The organism is Pseudonocardia sp. CA-107938 (assembly GCF_050936315.1).
GTDB lineage: Bacteria > Actinomycetota > Actinomycetes > Mycobacteriales > Pseudonocardiaceae > Pseudonocardia.
The window spans coordinates 933,902-951,773 of the sequence record NZ_JBNJNA010000002.1 but is presented as its reverse complement, the minus strand read 5'-3'; the positions used below and the strand labels follow the sequence as shown (position 1 = coordinate 951,773).

Annotated in this window: 20 protein-coding genes, 1 tRNA gene and 1 pseudogene; 11 read left to right on the top strand and 11 right to left on the bottom strand. The window is 72.7% G+C overall.

Annotation, left to right across the window (positions count from 1 at the left end; all coding sequences use genetic code 11):
- Positions 1-38: 38 nt before the first annotated feature.
- Entirely contained in the window at positions 39-911 is an 873-nt protein-coding gene (locus tag ACQEVB_RS37445) for an LLM class F420-dependent oxidoreductase (protein WP_432983454.1), read from the bottom strand.
- A 108-nt stretch (positions 912-1,019) separates the two neighbouring features.
- Here ACQEVB_RS37445 and ACQEVB_RS37440 point away from each other — a divergent pair, with 108 nt between their 5' ends.
- The gene (locus ACQEVB_RS37440) at positions 1,020-1,526 is read left to right on the top strand and encodes a DinB family protein (RefSeq protein ID WP_432983451.1); all 507 of its coding nucleotides are present in this window, start codon (positions 1,020-1,022) and stop codon (positions 1,524-1,526) included.
- A gap of 63 nt (positions 1,527-1,589) precedes the next feature.
- The gene (locus ACQEVB_RS37435; protein WP_432983448.1) at positions 1,590-2,330 is read left to right on the top strand and encodes a hypothetical protein; all 741 of its coding nucleotides are present in this window, start codon (positions 1,590-1,592) and stop codon (positions 2,328-2,330) included.
- Here the strand turns inward: ACQEVB_RS37435 and ACQEVB_RS37430 are convergent.
- Together ACQEVB_RS37430 and ygiD are read right to left on the bottom strand one after the other, a co-directional pair.
- Positions 2,327-2,929 (bottom strand): DJ-1/PfpI family protein, encoded by a 603-nt coding sequence (locus ACQEVB_RS37430; protein ID WP_432983445.1) that lies wholly within the window; start codon positions 2,927-2,929, stop codon positions 2,327-2,329. The genes ACQEVB_RS37435 and ACQEVB_RS37430 overlap by 4 nt on opposite strands.
- Before the next feature lie 43 nt (positions 2,930-2,972).
- Positions 2,973-3,833, bottom strand: coding sequence for a 4,5-DOPA dioxygenase extradiol (gene ygiD / locus ACQEVB_RS37425; protein WP_432983442.1), 861 nt, complete (start codon positions 3,831-3,833; stop codon positions 2,973-2,975).
- A gap of 52 nt (positions 3,834-3,885) precedes the next feature.
- Between ygiD and ACQEVB_RS37420 the strand changes: the two genes are divergently transcribed.
- Positions 3,886-4,413 (top strand): hypothetical protein, encoded by a 528-nt coding sequence (locus ACQEVB_RS37420; RefSeq protein WP_432983439.1) that lies wholly within the window; start codon positions 3,886-3,888, stop codon positions 4,411-4,413.
- A 4-nt stretch (positions 4,414-4,417) separates the two neighbouring features.
- Here the strand turns inward: ACQEVB_RS37420 and ACQEVB_RS37415 are convergent, their stop codons facing one another.
- Positions 4,418-5,209 (bottom strand): SCO1664 family protein, encoded by a 792-nt coding sequence (locus ACQEVB_RS37415; RefSeq protein ID WP_432983436.1) that lies wholly within the window; start codon positions 5,207-5,209, stop codon positions 4,418-4,420.
- A gap of 16 nt (positions 5,210-5,225) precedes the next feature.
- Entirely contained in the window at positions 5,226-5,792 is a 567-nt protein-coding gene (locus ACQEVB_RS37410) for a DUF3090 domain-containing protein (protein ID WP_432983433.1), read from the bottom strand.
- 175 nt (positions 5,793-5,967) lie between these two features.
- On the opposite strand from ACQEVB_RS37410, the gene ACQEVB_RS37405 reads away from it, so the two are divergent.
- Entirely contained in the window at positions 5,968-6,291 is a 324-nt protein-coding gene (locus ACQEVB_RS37405) for a hypothetical protein (RefSeq protein WP_432983430.1), read from the top strand.
- 6 nt (positions 6,292-6,297) lie between these two features.
- Here the strand turns inward: ACQEVB_RS37405 and ACQEVB_RS37400 are convergent, their stop codons facing one another.
- Positions 6,298-7,002: a histidine phosphatase family protein gene (locus ACQEVB_RS37400; protein ID WP_432983427.1), complete on the bottom strand. Its 705-nt coding sequence runs from the start codon at positions 7,000-7,002 to the stop codon at positions 6,298-6,300.
- A gap of 21 nt (positions 7,003-7,023) precedes the next feature.
- Entirely contained in the window at positions 7,024-7,854 is an 831-nt protein-coding gene (locus ACQEVB_RS37395) for an undecaprenyl-diphosphate phosphatase (RefSeq protein WP_432983424.1), read from the bottom strand.
- 52 nt (positions 7,855-7,906) lie between these two features.
- Here ACQEVB_RS37395 and ACQEVB_RS37390 point away from each other — a divergent pair, with 52 nt between their 5' ends.
- The 3 genes from ACQEVB_RS37390 to ACQEVB_RS37380 all read left to right on the top strand — a co-directional run bounded on the left by ACQEVB_RS37390 (position 7,907) and on the right by ACQEVB_RS37380 (position 10,756).
- On the top strand, positions 7,907-8,857 hold the full coding sequence (locus tag ACQEVB_RS37390; RefSeq protein ID WP_432983421.1) for an aldo/keto reductase: 951 nt from the start codon (positions 7,907-7,909) through the stop codon (positions 8,855-8,857).
- Between the two features lie 137 nt (positions 8,858-8,994).
- A complete protein-coding gene (locus ACQEVB_RS37385) occupies positions 8,995-9,249 on the top strand; it encodes a DUF5703 family protein (protein WP_432983418.1) in 255 nt (84 codons plus the stop codon).
- A gap of 115 nt (positions 9,250-9,364) precedes the next feature.
- Entirely contained in the window at positions 9,365-10,756 is a 1,392-nt protein-coding gene (locus ACQEVB_RS37380) for a hypothetical protein (protein ID WP_432983415.1), read from the top strand.
- Positions 10,757-10,762: 6 nt separating this feature from the next.
- Here the strand turns inward: ACQEVB_RS37380 and ACQEVB_RS37375 are convergent, their stop codons facing one another.
- Genes ACQEVB_RS37375 through ACQEVB_RS37365 form a run of 3 tightly spaced genes read right to left on the bottom strand, consistent with a single transcriptional unit; the run spans position 10,763 to position 13,826 of the window.
- Positions 10,763-11,740: an NADPH:quinone oxidoreductase family protein gene (locus ACQEVB_RS37375; RefSeq protein WP_432983412.1), complete on the bottom strand. Its 978-nt coding sequence runs from the start codon at positions 11,738-11,740 to the stop codon at positions 10,763-10,765.
- Positions 11,740-12,516 (bottom strand): SDR family oxidoreductase, encoded by a 777-nt coding sequence (locus tag ACQEVB_RS37370; RefSeq protein WP_432983409.1) that lies wholly within the window; start codon positions 12,514-12,516, stop codon positions 11,740-11,742. The genes ACQEVB_RS37375 and ACQEVB_RS37370 overlap by 1 nt, the downstream gene beginning before the upstream one ends.
- Positions 12,516-13,826 (bottom strand): M20/M25/M40 family metallo-hydrolase, encoded by a 1,311-nt coding sequence (locus ACQEVB_RS37365; RefSeq protein WP_432983406.1) that lies wholly within the window; start codon positions 13,824-13,826, stop codon positions 12,516-12,518. The genes ACQEVB_RS37370 and ACQEVB_RS37365 overlap by 1 nt, the downstream gene beginning before the upstream one ends.
- A gap of 95 nt (positions 13,827-13,921) precedes the next feature.
- On the opposite strand from ACQEVB_RS37365, the gene ACQEVB_RS37360 reads away from it, so the two are divergent.
- Positions 13,922-14,006, top strand: a tRNA-Leu gene (locus ACQEVB_RS37360).
- Between the two features lie 47 nt (positions 14,007-14,053).
- On the opposite strand, the gene ACQEVB_RS37355 is transcribed toward ACQEVB_RS37360, so the two are convergent.
- Positions 14,054-15,421, bottom strand: coding sequence for a recombinase family protein (locus ACQEVB_RS37355; RefSeq protein WP_432983403.1), 1,368 nt, complete (start codon positions 15,419-15,421; stop codon positions 14,054-14,056).
- A 97-nt stretch (positions 15,422-15,518) separates the two neighbouring features.
- Here ACQEVB_RS37355 and ACQEVB_RS37350 point away from each other — a divergent pair, with 97 nt between their 5' ends.
- From ACQEVB_RS37350 to ACQEVB_RS37340, 3 genes and pseudogenes are all read left to right on the top strand, one after another.
- Positions 15,519-16,229, top strand: coding sequence for an ABC transporter ATP-binding protein (locus ACQEVB_RS37350; RefSeq protein WP_432983400.1), 711 nt, complete (start codon positions 15,519-15,521; stop codon positions 16,227-16,229).
- Positions 16,226-17,392 (top strand): acyl-CoA dehydrogenase family protein, encoded by a 1,167-nt coding sequence (locus tag ACQEVB_RS37345; protein WP_432983397.1) that lies wholly within the window; start codon positions 16,226-16,228, stop codon positions 17,390-17,392. The genes ACQEVB_RS37350 and ACQEVB_RS37345 overlap by 4 nt, the downstream gene beginning before the upstream one ends.
- A 111-nt stretch (positions 17,393-17,503) precedes the next feature.
- A pseudogene (locus ACQEVB_RS37340) lies at positions 17,504-17,842 on the top strand (Crp/Fnr family transcriptional regulator); the annotation flags it as partial.
- Between the last annotated feature and the right edge of the window lie 30 nt (positions 17,843-17,872).

Below are 17,872 nucleotides of genomic sequence, written 5' to 3'. Positions count from 1 at the left end.
GTTGATCACCACAACGTCGTTCTCGACGGAAAGACCGGCTACAGCTCTGCCGCCGCCGGGATCACCTCACGGCCGAGCACCTTCAGCCGCTTCAGGTCCGCCACCTCCGGCACGAAGCCGTGCACCTCGGACACGCCGAGCTTCGCGAAGCCCTGGACCGCGGCGAGCAGCTCATCGACCTTCTCGCCATCGGCGCCGGGGTCGAGCGGCATCATCACGGTCTTCTCGATCTCGTCGTAGTCGCGGCCCACGGCCTCGCAGTGCCCGCGCAGCACGTCGAGCTTGTGCTCCAGCTCCGGGCCGGGGAACAGGTTGCACGCCTGCGCGTACTTCGCGACGAGCCGCAGCGTCTTCTTCTCCCCGCCGCCGCCGATGAGGATCGGCGGGTGCGGGCGCTGCAGCGACTGCGGCACGTTGAGCGTGCGGCCCAGCCGGTAGTGCTTGCCCTCGAACGGTGCGTCGGAGTCGCTCCACATCTGCAGGCAGATGTCGAGGGTCTCCTCCAGCCGCTCGAACCGCTCCGCCGTCGGCGGGAAGAACAGGCCGAGCCCGTCGGCCTCCTCGCCGTTCCAGGCGGCGCCGATGCCCAGCCAGGCCCGGCCCTTGCTCAGGACGTCGAGCGTGGTGACGAGCTTGGCGAGCAGTCCGGGGTCGCGGTAGCTGACGGCCGTGACCCAGGCGAGCAGTTCCACCTTCTCGGTGCGCGCAGCCAGGTAGCCCAGCGTCGTGTAGGCCTCCAGCATGTCGTGCTCGGTCGGCCCGACCACGCTGATCTGCCAGAGGTGGTCCATCACCGACACGCGCGCGAAGCCCTGCTCCTCCGCGGTGACGGCGATGCGGGTCAGGTCGTCGGCGAGCGCTGCGGGCCCGGACGGGTAGGTGAAGTCCGCGATGTGCAGACCGATCTTCATGGTGTCCTCCTCGGGATGCCTCGACGCTATGCCTGCTGGCGGCGCGTTGTGGGGGTCGGTCGATCCCTGGCAGGTGGAATGCGGTTGTGCTACTCGCAGGATGGACGGATGACAGCCTTCCCCGAAGCCACCGACGATCTCGGCACGCGCGCCGACGTGCTGCTGGCCTACCTGGACTTCTTCCGCGAGCGCACGATCACACGCGTCGAGGCCCTCCCGGACGACGCGGCGACCCGCAGCGGGCTGCCGTCGGGCTGGTCACCGGCCGAGCTGCTGCACCACCTGCGCCACGTCGAGCGGCGCTGGTTGGAGTGGGGGTTCCTCGGCCTCGACGTCGACGAGCCGTGGGGCGACTGGGCGGACGGCCGCTGGAGCGTCCCGGCCGGCACCGACGTCGCGGCACTGGTCGCGGCGCTGCGGGCACAGGGCGCGCGCAGCCGCGAGATCGTCCGCGGTCACGAGCTCGACGAGCGCGGCGCGCCGAGCGACCGCTGGGACGGCGCCCCGCCGGCGACGCTCGAACGGGTGCTGCTGCACCTGGTGCAGGAGTACGCGCGCCATTCCGGTCATCTGGACGTCGTCGTCGAGCTCGCCGGCGGGCCGACCGGCGAGTGACGCGTTCCGCCCTGAGGCACGGGGTGGCAGCCCGATCGGCGCGCTGCCCGTAGCGTCGTGGCGGTGGACTACGAGGTGGTGCTGCTGCGGCACGGCGAGACCAGCGGCTACGACGCCGACCACGGGCTGACCGAGCTGGGCGAGCAGCAGGCGACCGCCCGCGGCGCGGAGCTGGCCGCCGAGCTCGCACCCGGCACGGTGGTGCGGCTGCCGCACGCCCGCACGGCCCGCGCGACCGCCACGGCCGTCGCGGTGCGGGCGGCGCTGGTGGCGAAGCTGGGCCACGAGCAGGGCGTCGGCGCGCTCCGCCCCGAACCGTGGTTCGACAACCTGCGCTTCTCGCTGCACGGCGAGGGCGTCGACACGAACGGCGGGGCGGCCCCGGCCCGGCATGCCCTGCCGCCCGGCGAGCTGCCCGACTGGGCACGCGAGTTCGACCGCTTCGACCACCCCGACCGGCACCCCATCGAGTACTGGCTGCACAACCCGACGCTGCACTTCGAGCCGCCGCACGTCGCGGCGCACCGGATGTGGCGCGGCATCGCCACGGCCGCGGACGGGCACGACCCCGCCGACGGCCCGCTGCTGGTGGTGGCGGCGACGCACTCGGCGCCGATGCGCGCGTTCGTCGCCGCCACGCTGGGCCACGACGCCGGCGAGCCCCACAACCTGGAGGACGTGCGGGTGCGCATCACGGGCGACGCCGCCCGCGTCACCTTCCGCGAGCACACCGTCGCCACGACGGTGCCGGCGCACCTGCCGCCGTGGATCGACCGCGCCTGGTTCGAGTCGTTCGGCCGCTAGCCGACGACGGACTCCCTGATCGCGGAGAACACGCGTTCCACCGTCGCGTCCTTCTCCCCCACCGGCGCGACGTAGTCGACGGCCGCGCGCGCCGCGTCCTCCCCGACGGTGCGGGTGATCGCCCACGCGCCCAGGTACAGCGAGGCCAGGCAGCCGCCGGCGGTGGCGATCGAGCCCTTGGCGTGGAACGGGGCGTCGAGCACCGTGATCCCGCACTCCTCCACGAACGGACGGGTGGTGGTGTCGGTGCACGCCGGCATCGAGCCGAGCAGCCCGAGCTTCGCGAGCACCAGGGCGCCCGAGCACTGCGCGCCGATCAGCTGACGGGACGGGTCGAGCGGCAGCGCGGCGAGCAGGTCCGGGTCGGCGACGACGTCCCGGGTGCGGATGCCGCTGCCGATGAGCACGACATCGGCCTCCGCGGCGAAGTCGAACCCGCGCTGGCCCACCACCTCCACCCCGCTCATCGACGTGACGGACGGGGTGGGCGTGGTGATGTAGGCGTGCACCCCGGCCGGGCGGGCCCGGTTGATCAGCGCCGAGGCGATGAAGCTGTCGAGCTCGTTGAACCCGTCGAACGTGACCACCGCGATCTGCATGCCCTCGACGCTAGGCACGCGGCGCCGCTCGGCCAGGGCCAATTCAGATGTTCTGGTCCTGCGGCGCCGGGTCGGTCGCGACGGCCGGCCCGCTCGCGTCCGACCGGGCCGGCGGCGGCGCGATCCCGAGCGTGTACGACGTCATCGACAGCGAGCCGTACTGGCAGCCGTCGACGAGCACGCCGGTGCCGGTGCCGGCCGCGGCGCCCAGACCGGCGAGGTAGGCCAGCGGGAGGAAGTGGTCGGGCGTGGGCACGGCAGCGTCCCAGTCCGGCGAGTCGGTGAGCGCGCCGAGGCGGCCGGGGTCGTCGAGCATCAACCCGCGGGCCGCGTCGTCGAAGCGGCGGGCCCAGTCGAACCCGTCGTCGCGGTGGGCCGGGTCCATGCCGGCGAGGTTGTGCACCACGTTGCCGCTGCCGAGCACCAGCACCCCGCGTTCGCGCAGCGGGGCGAGCGCGGCCCCGAGCTCGACGTGGTACTCCAGCGGCTTCATCGCGTTGATCGCGAGCTGGACGACGGGCACGTCGGCGGCGGGGAACATGTGCGCGAGCACCGACCAGGTGCCGTGGTCGATGCCCCAGCTGTCGACGTCGGCGCCCACCCAGGTCGGCTTCACGATCTCGGCGACCTCGGCCGCCAGCTCCGGCGCGCCCGGCGCCGGGTAGCTCAGGTCGAACAGCTCCTGCGGGAACCCGAAGAAGTCGTGGATGGTGCGCGGCCGCGGCATCGCGGTGACCGCGGTGGCGTGGATGTACCAGTGCGCGGAGATCATCAGGATCGCCCGCGGGACGGGCAGCGCCGCCCCCAGCTCCGCCCACGAGCTGGTGTAGCGGTTGCGCTGCAGCGCGTTCATCGGACTGCCGTGGCCGACGAACGCGGCCGGCATGAGTGTCGTCCCGGCCATGGCGACCTCCCTGATGTGAGTGCTCAAGGATAGCCGCCCCTACGCTGCTGGCATGGACAATCCGGTCGGACGCTGGGCACTCACCGCGGTCTCGCAGGACGAACCCCGGCTGCGCGTCGACTGGGACGTCGAGTTCCCCGACGGACAGCCCGGCATCGCCAGGTTCGGTGAGGTCACACTGCCCTTGGACGAGCTGCTGCACCGCTGGCTCGCCGGCGCCGAGTTCCGTCCGGTGCCCGTGCCCGCACCGGCGTCCGGGCTGGTGCTCCGCATCGCCGAGGACACCGCGTTCACCGAGTCCGGCAGCGCCGACGTGCCCTGGTTCGACGTCGACGGGGTGCTGGAGGCGTCGGCCGTGCCGTTCGCCGGCACGGTCACCCGTGCCGGCTACCTCGTGGCCGACGGCGTGGAGCCGCGTCCGGTCGACGGACGGCCCGAGGTGCTGTGCCGCGTCGACGACGGCGACACCCGGATCACGGACGCCGTGCTGGCCGACGCCGACTCGCTGGTGCGGACCGTCTCCGTGGTGACCGACGAGCTGTACCCGAGCCGGATCCGCTACCGCTACGAGCGCATCTGACCCGTCAGAACGCCGGCCAGGGGATCGACGGCCCGTAGCCGGACGGCTCGGGGTAGCGGCGGGCCTCCAGCAGCGCGTCGACGCGGTCGGCGAACGCCCGCGTCTCGCGCCGGGTGACGTGCTCGCCGAGCGCGTCGGCCAGGCCGCCGTCCAGTCCCGCGCGCAGCTTCTCCATGCCGGCCACGACCTCGGCCGACAGCTCCTGGTCGACGAAGCCCCACAGCACCGTGCGCAGCTTGTCATCGACGTGCATCGTCAGCCCGTGGTCGACGCCGTAGACGTGCCCGTCCGTGCCTGACAGGACGTGGCCGCCCTTGCGGTCGGCGTTGTTCACGACGACGTCGAAGGCGGCCATGCGGCGCAGTGCGGGCGTGTCGGCGTGCGCGAGCACCGCCGGCCGGCCGCGCTCCGAGCGGGCCCGCAGCACCGCCAGCCAGCCCTCGCGCAGCTCAGAGGGGCTGCAGACGTCGACGAACTCCTGCTCGTCGGTGTCGATCCACAGCTGCACCATCCCCGGCCCGAACGGGCCGTCGCGCAGCACGGTGGGCGGCACGACGTGGAACCCCATCGCCTCCGACACCAGGTAGCTCGCCACCTCGCGCCCGGCCAGCGTGCCGTCGGGGAAGTCCCACAAGGGCCGCTCGCCGCGCACCGGCTTGTAGACGCACTCGGCTTCGAGGCCATCGTGCGCGATCGAGCCGAACAGGGTGGCGTTGGAGGCGTCGACGAGGCGTCCGGTGACCTCGATCCGGCCGTGCCGCAGCAGTCCCGGGACCGCCGGGTCGCGAGGGTCCACGTGCTCGGTCAGCGCGTCACTCGCCCGCGGTGGTGCGCTGGCGGTACCCGTTGAGCCGCACGCAGACGTGGCCCTGCGCGTCGAGCGGCTCCGCGCAGAGCGGGCACGGCGGCCGGCCCGCCGACACGACCAGCTCGGCCCGGTCGGCGAACGCGCGGGCCTGCACGGGCGAGAGGAACACCCGCAGCGCGTCGGGCCCTTCCTCGGTGTCGTCGAGCACGACCGACTCGTCGACCTCCTCCTCCGTGACGGCGAGCAGCTCGACCACGATGGACCGACTGTCGGAGTCCCAGCCCAGCCCCATGGTGCCCACCCGGAACTCCTCCTCGAGCGGCACGATCAGGGGGTCGAGATCGGCGGTCTCGGCCGGGGTGCTCTCCTCGGCCCCGAACCGGCGGGCGACCTCGGCGAGCAGCGCACTGATCCGCTCGGCGAGCACCGACACCTGCTGCTTCTCCAGCAGCACGCTGACGGTGCGCGCCTGCTCGGCGGCCTGCAGGTAGAACGAGCGGTCGCCGGGCTCGCCGACGGTGCCGGCGACGAAGCGCTCCGGCTGGCGGAAGACGTGGATGACGCGTGACATGACCCCGTCAAGAGTAGTCCGCCTGCGGCGTCGGAGCACGTCGATACAGGACGGAGCAACGCGACGGCGCGAACGGCGGCGGCCCGGGGCGCAGGAAACGGCCGAAAGCACCAGCTAGGCCGCTGGTCGGGCGGGAACCCTCCGTGCACGACCATCGATGCGCGAAGGAGCGGCCATGAGCCTGCCCGGTGACCGCTTTTCTCCCGAGGTCGACGCGACCGGGCCCGCCCCGCCGGCCGACACCGTCGACCTGCTGCCGATCTACTGCCGGCACGGCGTCACGTGGTCCTGGGTGGACTACGAGGGCGGCTACGTCTGCGACGACCCCGCCCACCACGAGGGGCCGCCGGCGACGATGGTCGGCGCGATCCCCGAGGACCACCAGCCGACCTTCGCCCACCCGCCGAACGACGCCCAGCGGGAGGCGCTCGAAGCCGAGGACGCCCGGCGGCGGGTCGAGCGCCTGACCGATCGCGTGAACAAGCTCACCCGCGGCTGAGCGGGCTCACGCGTTGGTGGCGCCGCCCACCACGGCGTCGGAGCTCGCCGGCTTCGCGGTGCGCCGCCGCTTGCGCTTGGGCGGGACGAAGCCGCTGAGGTCGCCGCCGACGTCGTTCATCCGGGAGACGAACGGCCGGGTCTGCGTGTAGTGCACGACCGAGATCGAGCACGTGTCGACCATGATCCGCTGGAAGTTGTCCAGGTGCGTGCCCAGCGCGTCGGCCAGTACGGCCTTGATCACGTCCCCGTGCGTGCAGGCGATCCAGATGGCGTGCGGACCGTGCGCGGCGGCGATGCGCGCGTCGTGCCGCCGGACCGCCGCGACGGCCCGGTGCTGCATGGCGGCCAGGCCCTCGCCCTCGGGGAACACCGCCGCGGACGGGTGCGCCTGCACCACCTTCCACAACGGCTCCTTGGCCAGAGCGCTCAGCTTCCCGCCGGTCCAGGCCCCGTAGTCGACCTCCGCCAGCTCCGGCTCGGTGACCGGCTCGAGCCCGCGGTCGGCGGCGAGCGGCGCGACGGTCTGCGCGCAGCGCTGCATCGGCGAGCACACGATCTCCGCGACCGGGACGCCGGCGAACCGCTCGACGACCTTCTGCGCCTGACCGCGGCCCACCTCGTCCAGCTCGACGCCGGGGGTGCGCCCGGCGAGCACCCCGGCGACGTTGGCCGAGGAGCGCCCGTGGCGCAGGAGGATCAGTGCGGTCACGATCTCCGAGCCTACGGGTCGTCAGGTCGACGTCGCGGCCAGCCAGCCCGACACCAGCGCCTGGAACAGCAGCACGCCCAGCACGATGCGGTACCAGACGAAGACGTACACGCTGTGCCGCTTCACGAAGCCGAGCAACCAGTGGATCACCGCGAAGCCGACGACGAACGCGATCAGCGTGCCGACGACCATCTGCGGCACGTCGGGCCCGGTGGGCGTGACCCCGATGTCGGGGATCTGGAACAGGCCGGCGGCGACCACGGCAGGGATGGCCAGCAGGAACGAGTACCGCACCGCCGCCTCGCGCGTGTAGCCCAGTGCCAGCCCGACGGTGATCGTGCCGCCGGAGCGCGACACGCCCGGCACGAGCGCCATCGCCTGCGCGAACCCGAGCAGGACGCCGTCGCGCCACGACATGTCGCGCAGCTCGAGCTTCTGCCGGCCGAGGAACTCGGCGAGCCCGAGCAGGATGCCGAACACCAGCATCGTGGTCGCGACGATCCACAGGTTGCGCGCGACCGTCTCGATCTGGTGCTTGAACGCGAACCCGAGCAGGCCGATCGGGATCGTGCCGACGATCACCAGCCAGGAGAGGCGGTAGTCGGGGTCGCGGCGGACCTCCGCGTCGGTGATCCCGCGGAACCACGTCGCCACGAGGTGACCGATGTCACGCGCGAAGTAGATGAGGACCGCCGCCTCGGTGCCCAGCTGGCTCACCGCCGTGAAGGACGAGCCCGGGTCGTTCCCGAAGAACACCTCCGACACGATGCGCAGGTGCGCCGACGACGAGATCGGCAGGAACTCGGTGAGCCCCTGCACCAGTCCGAGGACGACCACTTCGAGCCACGTCACGGCGCGTGACCGTACCGGGGGTAGCTGAGCGTGCCCGCATAGGCTCCCCCAGGTGCAGCGGCGTCGGGTCGGGGTGAGCGGGCTGGAGGTCTCCCGGCTCGGGCTGGGCACGATGTCCTGGGGAACCGACACCGACGCGGACGCGGCCGGCGAGGTGCTGACGGCCTTCGTCGACGCGGGCGGCACGCTCGTCGAGACCGCGGACGCCTACGGTGACGGCGCCGCCCAGTGCGTGCTCGCGCGGCTGCTCGCCGACGTCGGCCGCGAGCGGCTGGTGCTCGCCGTCCGGTGCACCCTGCCCGGCGGCGCGCTCGGCGACGGCCCGGGCCGTGCGGCGCTGCTCACCGCCCTCGACGCGACGTTGGCCCGGCTCGGCACCGACCACGTGGACCTGTGGCAGCTGCCGGCGTTCGACCCGACCGTGCCGCTGGAGGAGACGCTCTCGGCCGTGCAGGTGGCCGTGTACGCGGGCAAGGCCCGCCACTGCGGCCTGATCGCGCCCCGAGGCTGGCAGCTGGCCACCGTCGCCGAGCGCGCCCGCGCGCTCGGGCCCGTCACGGTGCCGGCGGCGGTGCAGGCGGAGTACTCGCTGCTGCACCGCACGGCCGAGCACGACCTGCTCCCCGCCGCCGGGCACCACGGCGTCGGCCTGCTGGCGTGGGCGCCGCTGGGGCGCGGGGTGCTGACCGGGAAGTACGCCGACGGCACACCCGCCGACTCCCGCGCTGCCTCGCCGGCCATGGCCCCGTACGTCCAGGCGCGGCGCAACGAGCGCTCGGGACGCATCGTCGCCGCCGTGCTGACGGCCGCCGACGGGCTCGGCACCTCCCCGCTGGCCGTCGCGCTGGCATGGGTGCGCGACCGGCCGGGCGTCGCGTCCGCGCTGGTGGGGGCCCGCGACACCGCCCAGCTGGCGGCGTCGCTGGCCGCCGAACCCGTCACGCTCCCCGCCGAGATCAGGGCCGCGCTCGACGACGTGAGCGGGATCCCGCCGCTCGACTGAGAACCCCTCAGAACGTGTGGCCGCACCCGTCGGCTCGTCCTACAGTGGGGGCGTCCACCTGGTGTTCACCTGCCGGATGGCACAGCGCACGGGGGCCACGGCGCAGCGGAAGCGGCGATGCACGAGGAGGTGGCCGGGTGGCAGGGAGCTCGACCGGCACGACGGCGGAGGCCGATGCCGATGGGTATCGGATCGAGGGCGACTGGGAGTACCGCCCCGTCCAGCTCGCCGGCGACGTCTCGCGGATGACGGCCGCGGTGCGGCTCGCCATCCAGGCGGAGTTCGGTGGCTGGGAGCTCTCCAGGGTCCGGCTGTACCCGGGCGGGGTCCGGAAGGTGTGGCTGCGCCGCCGCCGCACATCCGCGATGCTGCCGGAGCCGACGATCTCCTGAGGGATCTACGCCGTAGTCTCCACGCCGGTCTCGCCACGCACGGTCGATGTAATGGATCTCGGGGCGACACCGATGGGTGAGCGCAAGAGCCAGGAACGTGAGGGGAAGTCACAACGTGCAGCAGTCAGGGTCCAGCCGGCCGACCGCCAGGACCGTCCTCGTCGAGTTCAACGAGCTGAGCCCCCAGCTGCTCGACAAGTTCATCGCGGCCGGCCACCTGCCGGCGTTCCAGGCCTTCCGTGACTCCTCCGTCGTGTTCACCACCGACGCCGGGGAGGACCCGCCCGCGCTGGAGCCGTGGATCCAGTGGGTCACCGTGCACAGCGGCCTGCCCTACTCCGAGCACCAGGTGTTCGCGCTGGGCGACGGCCGCCGCAAGCTCACCGAGCCGCTGCTCGGCGACGTGCTCGCCCGCGCCGGGGTCCCGGTCGGGATCTTCTCGTCGATGAACACGAACTACACCCGCCGGCCCGGCGAGGCCGGCTACGTCGTCCCCGACCCGTGGGACGTCGAGGGCGAGGCTCACCCGAAGGAGCTGCAGCCGTTCTACGAGACGGTGTCGGCCACCGTTCAGGAGTCCTCCCGCGACGGGCTGCCGGGGCCGAAGGACCTGGCGAGGTTCGGGCTGTTCCTGCTGCGCAACGGGCTGCGCCCGGCCACCGTGAAGCAGGCCGTCGCCCAGCTCGTCGACGAGAGGCGCAAGGGCGGGGTGAAGTGGCGGCGCGCGTCGGTGCTCGACGCGCTGAACTACGACGTCTTCCGCGCCCTCAACAAGAAGTACGACGTGCGCTTCGCCACGTTCTTCTCCAACTCCACCGCCCACTACCAGCACTACTACTGGCGCGACATGGAGCCGGAGCTGTTCACCGAGGCCGGCGACGGCAAGCACGCCGAGGCCGTCCTGCACGGGTACAAGTCGATGGACACCCTGCTCGGCCGGATCATGGCCGACTACCCGGACGCGCTGCTGATCCTCGCCACCGCGCTGTCGCAGGAGCCGTGGACCGACACGGAGAAGCGCACGTTCCGCCCACGCGACTTCGCCGAGCTGCTCGCGTTCGCCGGCGTCACCGGCGGCGTGGCGAAGCCGATGATGGCCGAGCAGTTCGTCGTGGCCCTGCCCGACGAGGCGGCCGCGATCCGTGCCGAGGAGCAGCTCGCCGCGCTCGTCGTCGGGGACGAGCCGGTGTTGAAGCTCGACCGCGACGGCAACCAGCTGCAGGTCGGGGCCCGCCGCGCGGCCGCGCACGACGGAGCCGTCGTCAGCAACCCGGTCACCGGCGCCACGAAGCCGCACGACGAGCTGTTCTACGCGATCCACACCACGCGCAGCGGCCGCCACCACCGCGACGGGGCCCTGTGGTTCCGCACCGGGGAGCACCGCGTGGTGCCCGGGCACGTCTCGCTCACCGACATCGCGCCGACGATCCTCGCGCACTTCGGCGTGGCGCAGCCGGACTACATGAAGGGCCACCCGCTGCAGCTCGGCGCGACGGCCGACGCCTGAGGACCGTCAGGGCAGCAGCACGACCTTGCCGGTGGTGCCGCGTGCGCCGAGCGCGGCCAGCGCCTCCTTGGCGTCCGCGAGCGGGTACTCGGCACCCACCAGCGGATCGATCCTCCGCTCGGCCCAGAGCGCAGCCAGCTCGTCGTGCCAGCGGCGGATCAGCTCCGGCTGCGACTTGTACAGCCCCCAGTGCACGCCCACGACGGAGTAGTTCTTGACCAGCACGTGGTTGGTGGGCGCCTCCGCGATGCGGCCACCGGCGAACCCGATCACCAGCAGGCGCCCCTCGAACGCCACGACCCGCCGGGACGCGTCGAACACGTCGCCTCCGACAGGGTCGTAGACGACGTCGGCGCCGCGGCCGCCGGTGAGCTCCTTCACGCGGGCGACGAGGTCCTCCGACCGGTAGTCGATCACGTCGTCGACGCCGAGCCCGCGCACCAGCGCGCACTTGTCCGGGCCGCCCGCGGTGCCGATCACCCGGGCACCCGCGGCCAGGCCGAGCTGGACGGCCGCCGTGCCCACGCCACCGGCGGCCGCGTTCACCAGCAACGTCTCGCCCGGCTGCAGCGCGCCGCGGTGGTGCAGCGCGCACCAGCCGGTCTGGTAGGTGACGAACAGGCCGGCCGCCTGACCGGCCGTCATGCCGTCCGGCCAGGGCAGGGTCGACTCCGCGTCGAGCACGGCCAGCTCCGCGTACCCGCCACGGCCCACCGGCGGGGCACCGAGCACGCGGTCCCCGACGGCGGCGACCGCGCCGGGCCCGGCAGCGACGACCTCGCCGGCGATCTCGGACCCGGGGGTGAACGGCAGCGGTGGCTTCTCCTGGTAGCGGCCCTGGCAGAGCAGGATGTCGGCGAAGTTGCACGCCACCGCGGCCACCCGCACCAGCACCTGACCCGGACCGGGCTCGGGGTCGGGCAGCTCGCCGAACGTGAGGACGTCGTCGGGTTCGCCCAGCTCGCGGACCTGCCAGCCCTTCATCAGTGGTCCTCCCACGAGATCGACGGCGGCGCCGCGCCACCCTTCGGGCCCGGCACGCCGCGGAACCCGTACGGGCCGGGCTCGCGACCGGGCTGCACGTACCAGCACTCCCCCGGCGCCCCGCGCTCCAGGATCGCGGTCACCGCGTCGGCGATGTCGTCGACGGTGAGCAGCGGGAAACCGGCGTCGCGGAACGATCCCGCGGCCGCGGCGATGAGCGGGGTGTCGGTGAACCCCGGGCACAGCGCGGTGACGACGATGCCGTCGCCGGCCAGCACGGGCGCCGCGGCGCGGACGTAACCGACGACGGCGTGCTTCGTGGCCGTGTACAGCGCATCGCCGGGCATGCCGGTGAGCCCGGCCAGCGACGACGTCGCGATGACCCGCCCGCCACCGGTCCGGCGCAGCGCCGGCACCGCCGCCGTCAGCCCGAACACGACGTGGTCGAGGTTCACGCCCATGATGCGGCGGTAACCGTCGAGGTCGAGGTCCTCGATGCCCGACTGGCCCGCCGTGATCCCGGCGTTGAGGAACACCACGTCGAGGTGCCCGAACTGCTCCTCGACCGCGGCGACCGCCACCGGCATGGTCGCCGGGTCCGTCACGTCGCCGGGCAGCGCGATGCCGCCGACCTCGCGGGCCACGAGAGCCGCGGCGTCCGCGTCCAGATCCACCACGGCCACCGTCGCCCCGGCGTCGGCCATGCGCCGCGCGCTCGCCGCGCCGATGCCCGACGCCCCGCCGGTGACCAGCGCGACCTTGCCCGAGAGGTCCATCAGCAGTTCCTCAGGAAGCGGTCGAGCACGCGCGTGCCGAACGTGAGCGCGTCGATCGGCACCCGCTCGTCGATGCCGTGGAAGAGCGATGCGAAGTCCAGGTCCGGGGGCAGCCGCAGCGGGGCGAACCCGTAGCACTCCATGCCCAACGTGTGGAACGACTTGGAGTCGGTGCCGCCCGAGAGCATGTACGGCACCGTCTTCGCCGTCGGGTCCTCCTCGCGCAGCGCGGCCAGCATCACCTCGGTCAGCGGCACGTCGAACGCCGTCTCGACGGCCGGCAGCCGCGTCACCCACTCCCGCGTCACGTCCGGCCCGATCAGCTCGTCGACCTCGCGCAGGAACGCCTCCTCGCGGCCCGGCAGGAACCGGCAGTCGACCACGGCCTCCGCCGAGGACGGGATCACGTTGGCCTTGTAGCCGGCCTTGAGCATCGTCGGGTTCGCGGTGTCGCGCACGGTGGCGCCCACGATCCGCGACAGCGGCCCCAGCTTCGCCAGCGCCCCCTCGAGGTCGTCCTCGGGGAACTCGATCCCGGTCAGCTCGCTCATGCTGGCGAGGAACTCCCGGACCGTGTCCGTCACGATCAGCGGGAACGTGTGGTTGCCCAGCCGCGCCACCGCCTCCGCCACCTTCGTGACGGCGTTGTCGTCGTGCAGGAACGAGCCGTGGCCGGGCTTGCCGCGCGACCGCAGCCGCATCCAGGCGATGCCCTTCTCCGCCGTCTCGATCAGGTAGACGCGCTGGTCCTCCGCCAGCGTGAGCGAGAACCCGCCCACCTCGCCGACGGCCTCGGTGCAGCCCTCGAACAGGTCCGGCCGGTTCTCGACGAGCCACTGCGCCCCGTACGCGCCACCCGCCTCCTCGTCGGCGACGAAGGCGAACACGATGTCGCGCGGCGGCACGAACCCGGTGCGCTTGTAGTGGCGGGCGACGGCGAGCGTCATCCCGACCATGTCCTTCATGTCGACCGCGCCCCGCCCCCACACGTACCCGTCCTGGACGGCGCCGGAGAACGGGTGCACCGACCACTCGCTCGGCTCGGCCGGCACCACGTCCAGGTGTCCGTGCACCAGCAGCGCCCCGCGGCTCGGATCGGCCCCCGGCAGGCGCACGAACACGTTGTCCCGCCGCGGCGCCCCCGACTCGACCATCTCGGGTTCGAACCCCACCTCGGCCAGCTTCGCGGCGACGAACTCCGCCGCCTCCCGCTCCCCGGTCACCGTCTCCGGATCGCCGGTGTTGGACGTGTCGATGCGGATCAAGGAGGAGACGAGCTCGACGACCTCGTCCTCAGGAGTGCCGGTCACGCCCGCCTTCCTACCATCGCCGCCGCACCCCGATACCCCCGCGCGGTGGCTCGGAGGGGTGGGCTAAGCTCGTCCGGTCGCGTTCGCGCGACGAAGTCCGAGTGGCGGAATGGCAGACGCGCTAGCTTGAGGTGCTAGTCCCCTTTGCGGGGGGTGGGGGTTCAAGTCCCCCCTCGGACACAGAAATACCCCACGGCTGTCCCAACATCTGAGAGCACGGCTGGTTGTCAGTCGCTGCTGGTCACGGCCCAGGTTGAGGTGTCGTACACCTCGATCACCATATTGTTCGAGCGCATGAACTCGACGATGGCGCGGGGTGACGCGGGACCGGTTGAGCGATCATCGGCTGCCAGCTGCACGGCGAGCCTGTCGAGCACCTTGTCCTCCCGCACGTAGGTGTTCTCCACTTGGTCCGCCGATCTCGCGCTGGCGCTGCGATGCCCATGCCTACAGCGGTAGGCGGCTCGCCCGTGCACCCAGTGCGCATCCATCCGTCGACCACAGTGCCCGCACCGCACCAACCCGCTCAGCACATACCGCCTCGACCGCGGGTCGCCGCCGGCACGTGCTGCCCGAATCTGCTGTGCCGCCACGAAGTCCGTCTCGGTGACCAGCCCGGGATGCGACACCACCTTCGACACCGCCGCCTCACCAAGCACGGTTGCACGTCCACGCCGGCCGACGCCCTGACGGCGACTCCACGTTTCCCGGCCTGTGTAGCGCGGATTGGACAAGATCGCCCCCACCGTCGGCGCCGTCCACAACCCACTCGCCCGATCACCGTGCCGGCGCGAATCGTCCCGTGACGGGCACGCGACCCCGCGATCGTTCAACTCGCGCGCAATGCCGGCCATGCTGCAGCCCGCCAACCTGCGCTCGAACATCCACTGAACATGCGGCGCAGTCGCGGGATCCGGGTCCAGTCGCCGACGCCGCCGGCCCCACGCGGCGTTGGCCCGATTCGGATGCGGCCCCGCATCCACCAGCCGGTAACCATACGGCGGACGACCACCGAGGAACCGGCCCTGCTCCACCGTCTGCGTCCGCATCGCCGCCAACGTCCGGTGCCGCGCCCGCACGAACTCCCGCTTCGCATGCGCCCCGAGCAACGTGATCAGCGCACGGTGACCCGGATCCCGCGGATCGACCGGCCCGTCCGCCTCCGGCAGCCACACCCGCACACCGTGCTCCCCCAGCTGCTCGGCCACCTCCAGGAACTGCCGAGCGGTGAACCCGCGCTCGTACTCGCCCACCACCACCGCATCGAACGACCGGCCGGGGCTGCGCGCCGCCGCCAGCAAGGCTGCAGCCTGTGGGCGCCGAGCCCACGGCACTTCCCGCGACCACCCGATATCCATGAACTCGGCCGTGATCACCCCGCGCCCATCGATCACCGATTCGGCGACCTCTCGCTGCCATGCCCGCGACGTCACCGGGTCCTGGTACTCCACCGTTGAGGTCCGCGCATAGAACGCGAACCGCAGACCCGAGGCTGGGCTTGCTGCCAGATCCGCGACATGCCGTCGATGCCGTTCGCGACTCCGCACCTGGTCCAGGAGCTGATCCCGATCATCAACCTCGAAGAGTGTGTCCATCGGGCTATCCGAGACCACCCGACGCCGCGTCCTTCATCAACCCGGCCGTCGCCACCCCAGCCTGTTCCACGATGTTGCTCAGGTCGACCGCACCGTCGTGGACGACGCGTCGTTCCAGCTCTTCGCCGGCGAGACGCTCGGCATCGTCGGCGAGTCCGGCTCCGGCAAGACCACCACGGCCCGCATCGCGCTCGCCCTGCTCGAACCGACGGCCGGCGAGGTGCTGCTGCACGACCAGCCGTGGACGGCGCTGACCAGGACGCAGCGCCGTCCACGGCGCGGGCGGATCGGCGTGATCTACCAGGACCCGCTCAGCTCCTTCGACCCGCGCTGGCCGGTCGGGCGGGTGCTCGTCGACGCGCTCGCCACCGGACCGCGGCCACCCGCGTCCCGGGAGGAGGCACGGGCCCGGGCGGTGCGGCTGCTCGAGCAGGTCGGGCTGGACCCCGAACGCCTCACCGCGGCGCCGCTGCGGCTGTCCGGCGGGGAACGGCAGCGCGTCGCGATCGCGCGCGCGCTCGCGCCGGAGCCCGAGGTCATCGTCTGCGACGAGCCCGTCTCCGCCCTCGACGTCTCCATCCAGGCCCAGCTGCTCGACCTGCTCACCGACCTGCAGGACGAGCTCGGCGTGAGCTACGTGTTCATCTCCCACGACCTCGGCGTCATCCACCACGTCAGCGACCGGATCCTGGTCATGAAGGACGGGCGGGTCGTGGAGCACGGCAGCGCCGACGACGTCTTCGAGCGGCCGCAGCACCCGTACACGCAGCGCCTCCTCACGGCGCTGCCGCGGTTGAGGGCGGCATGAGCACCGACGAGGCACTGACCGCGCGGTTCGCCCCGGTCTACGAACGGATCGCAGCCGGAGCGCTGGACCGGGAGGCCGAGCGACGGCTGCCGTTCCCCGAGGTGGAGTGGCTGCGCGCCGCCGGCTTCGGACGCATCCGGGTGCCGGCGGAAGACGGCGGGCTGGGCGCCACCCTGCCGCAGTTCTTCCGCCAGCTCATCGCCCTGGGCCGGGCCGACTCCAACCTGCCGCAGCTGCTGCGCGGCCACATCGGGTTCGTCGAGTCGCGGCTCGACCACGCCGATCCCGACGTGCGCAAGCGGTGGCTGCGCCGGATCGTCGACGGGGCCCTGGTCGGCAATGCGCAGAGCGAGGACGCCAGCCCGTCGTTCTGGCAGAACGCCACCACGATCCGCCGCGACGGGGACGGCTGGCGGCTGGACGGCCGCAAGTTCTACTCGACGGGATCCCTGTTCGCCGACTGGATCCTCACCACCGCGACCATCGACGCCGACAACAGCGCGACCGTCCTCGTGCCCACCGACGCACCCGGGGTGCGCCGCGACGACGACTGGGACGGCTTCGGCCAGCGGCTCACCGGCAGCGGCACCACCGTCTTCGACGCCGTCCCGATCGCCGACGAGGACGTCGAGCCGTACGCGAACGGCACCTCCGCCCCGTCGCGGCAACCGGCGATCTACCAGCTCGTGCACCTCGCGACCCTCGCCGGCATCGGGCAGGCCGCAGTCGCCGAGGCCGTCGCGTTCGTCAACCAGCGCACCCGCAACCTCGCCAACCCCGCCCAGCCCAACCCGCGCCTCGATCCGCAGGTGCAGCAGGTGATCGGCCGGCTGGAGAGCCGGTCGTTCGCTGCCACCGCGACCACGCTCGCCGCCGTCGACGTGGTCGAACGCGGGCCGGGCGACGCCGCGGACGCCGCGGTGTTCGCGGCCCAGTCCGCCGTCATCGATCTGGTGCTCGGGTTGACGACCGAGCTGTTCGAGGTCGGCGGGGCGTCCGCGGTGACCGACCGCTTCCGGCTGGACCGGCACTGGCGCAACGCCCGCACCCTCGCCTCGCACAACCCCGCGATCACCCGCCAGACGATCCTCGGCGACCACCTGCTCAACGACACCTCGCCGAGCACCTGGGTGCAGCGCGCGTGGGAGAGCGTGCGCGGGTGAAGTGCTGCCGGGTCGCCCTGCGACGCCACGAGGGCACGCACGGTGTCGTCGCGGGCCTCCGGTGGCTCGCCAACCACCGTGCACCGGCGGCGCGGGCGAGGCTGTGCGCGGATCGGCGAGCACCCCGAGATCGCGGAGCAGCTGCTGCGCGTACTCGCGCGGCGGCTGCGGCGGACCAACCACATGCTCGCCGACCTGATCTTCAGCGACGTTCCGGGCCGGGCGGCGAAGTCGCTGTTGCAGCTGGCCCGCAAGTTCGGCTCGCGGGAATCCGGCATGCTGCGCGTCGCACATGACCTCACCCAGGAGGAGATCGCCCAGCTCGTCGGGGCGAGCCGGGAGACCGTCAACAAGGCCCTCTCCGACTTCGCCCACCGCGGGTGGTTGCAGCTGGATGGGAAGAGCGTGTTGATCCTCGAGCCCGAGCGACTCGCCCGCCGCGCTCGGTAACAGGCTCGCCCGCAGGGCACACACGAGGGC

What these genes read in the sequence shown, in the direction of transcription:
- ACQEVB_RS37445 (WP_432983454.1), bottom strand. Translation starts at nt 911, where the DNA reads ATGAAGATCGGTCTGCACATCGCGGACTTCACCTACCCGTCCGGGCCC.
- ACQEVB_RS37440 (WP_432983451.1), top strand. Translation starts at nt 1,020, where the DNA reads ATGACAGCCTTCCCCGAAGCCACCGACGATCTCGGCACGCGCGCCGAC.
- ACQEVB_RS37430 (WP_432983445.1), bottom strand. Translation starts at nt 2,929, where the DNA reads ATGCAGATCGCGGTGGTCACGTTCGACGGGTTCAACGAGCTCGACAGC.
- ygiD (WP_432983442.1), bottom strand. Translation starts at nt 3,833, where the DNA reads ATGGCCGGGACGACACTCATGCCGGCCGCGTTCGTCGGCCACGGCAGT.
- ACQEVB_RS37420 (WP_432983439.1), top strand. Translation starts at nt 3,886, where the DNA reads ATGGACAATCCGGTCGGACGCTGGGCACTCACCGCGGTCTCGCAGGAC.
- ACQEVB_RS37410 (WP_432983433.1), bottom strand. Translation starts at nt 5,792, where the DNA reads ATGTCACGCGTCATCCACGTCTTCCGCCAGCCGGAGCGCTTCGTCGCC.
- ACQEVB_RS37405 (WP_432983430.1), top strand. Translation starts at nt 5,968, where the DNA reads ATGAGCCTGCCCGGTGACCGCTTTTCTCCCGAGGTCGACGCGACCGGG.
- ACQEVB_RS37375 (WP_432983412.1), bottom strand. Translation starts at nt 11,740, where the DNA reads ATGAAGGGCTGGCAGGTCCGCGAGCTGGGCGAACCCGACGACGTCCTC.
- ACQEVB_RS37370 (WP_432983409.1), bottom strand. Translation starts at nt 12,516, where the DNA reads ATGGACCTCTCGGGCAAGGTCGCGCTGGTCACCGGCGGGGCGTCGGGC.
- ACQEVB_RS37355 (WP_432983403.1), bottom strand. Translation starts at nt 15,421, where the DNA reads ATGGACACACTCTTCGAGGTTGATGATCGGGATCAGCTCCTGGACCAG.
- ACQEVB_RS37345 (WP_432983397.1), top strand. Translation starts at nt 16,226, where the DNA reads ATGAGCACCGACGAGGCACTGACCGCGCGGTTCGCCCCGGTCTACGAA.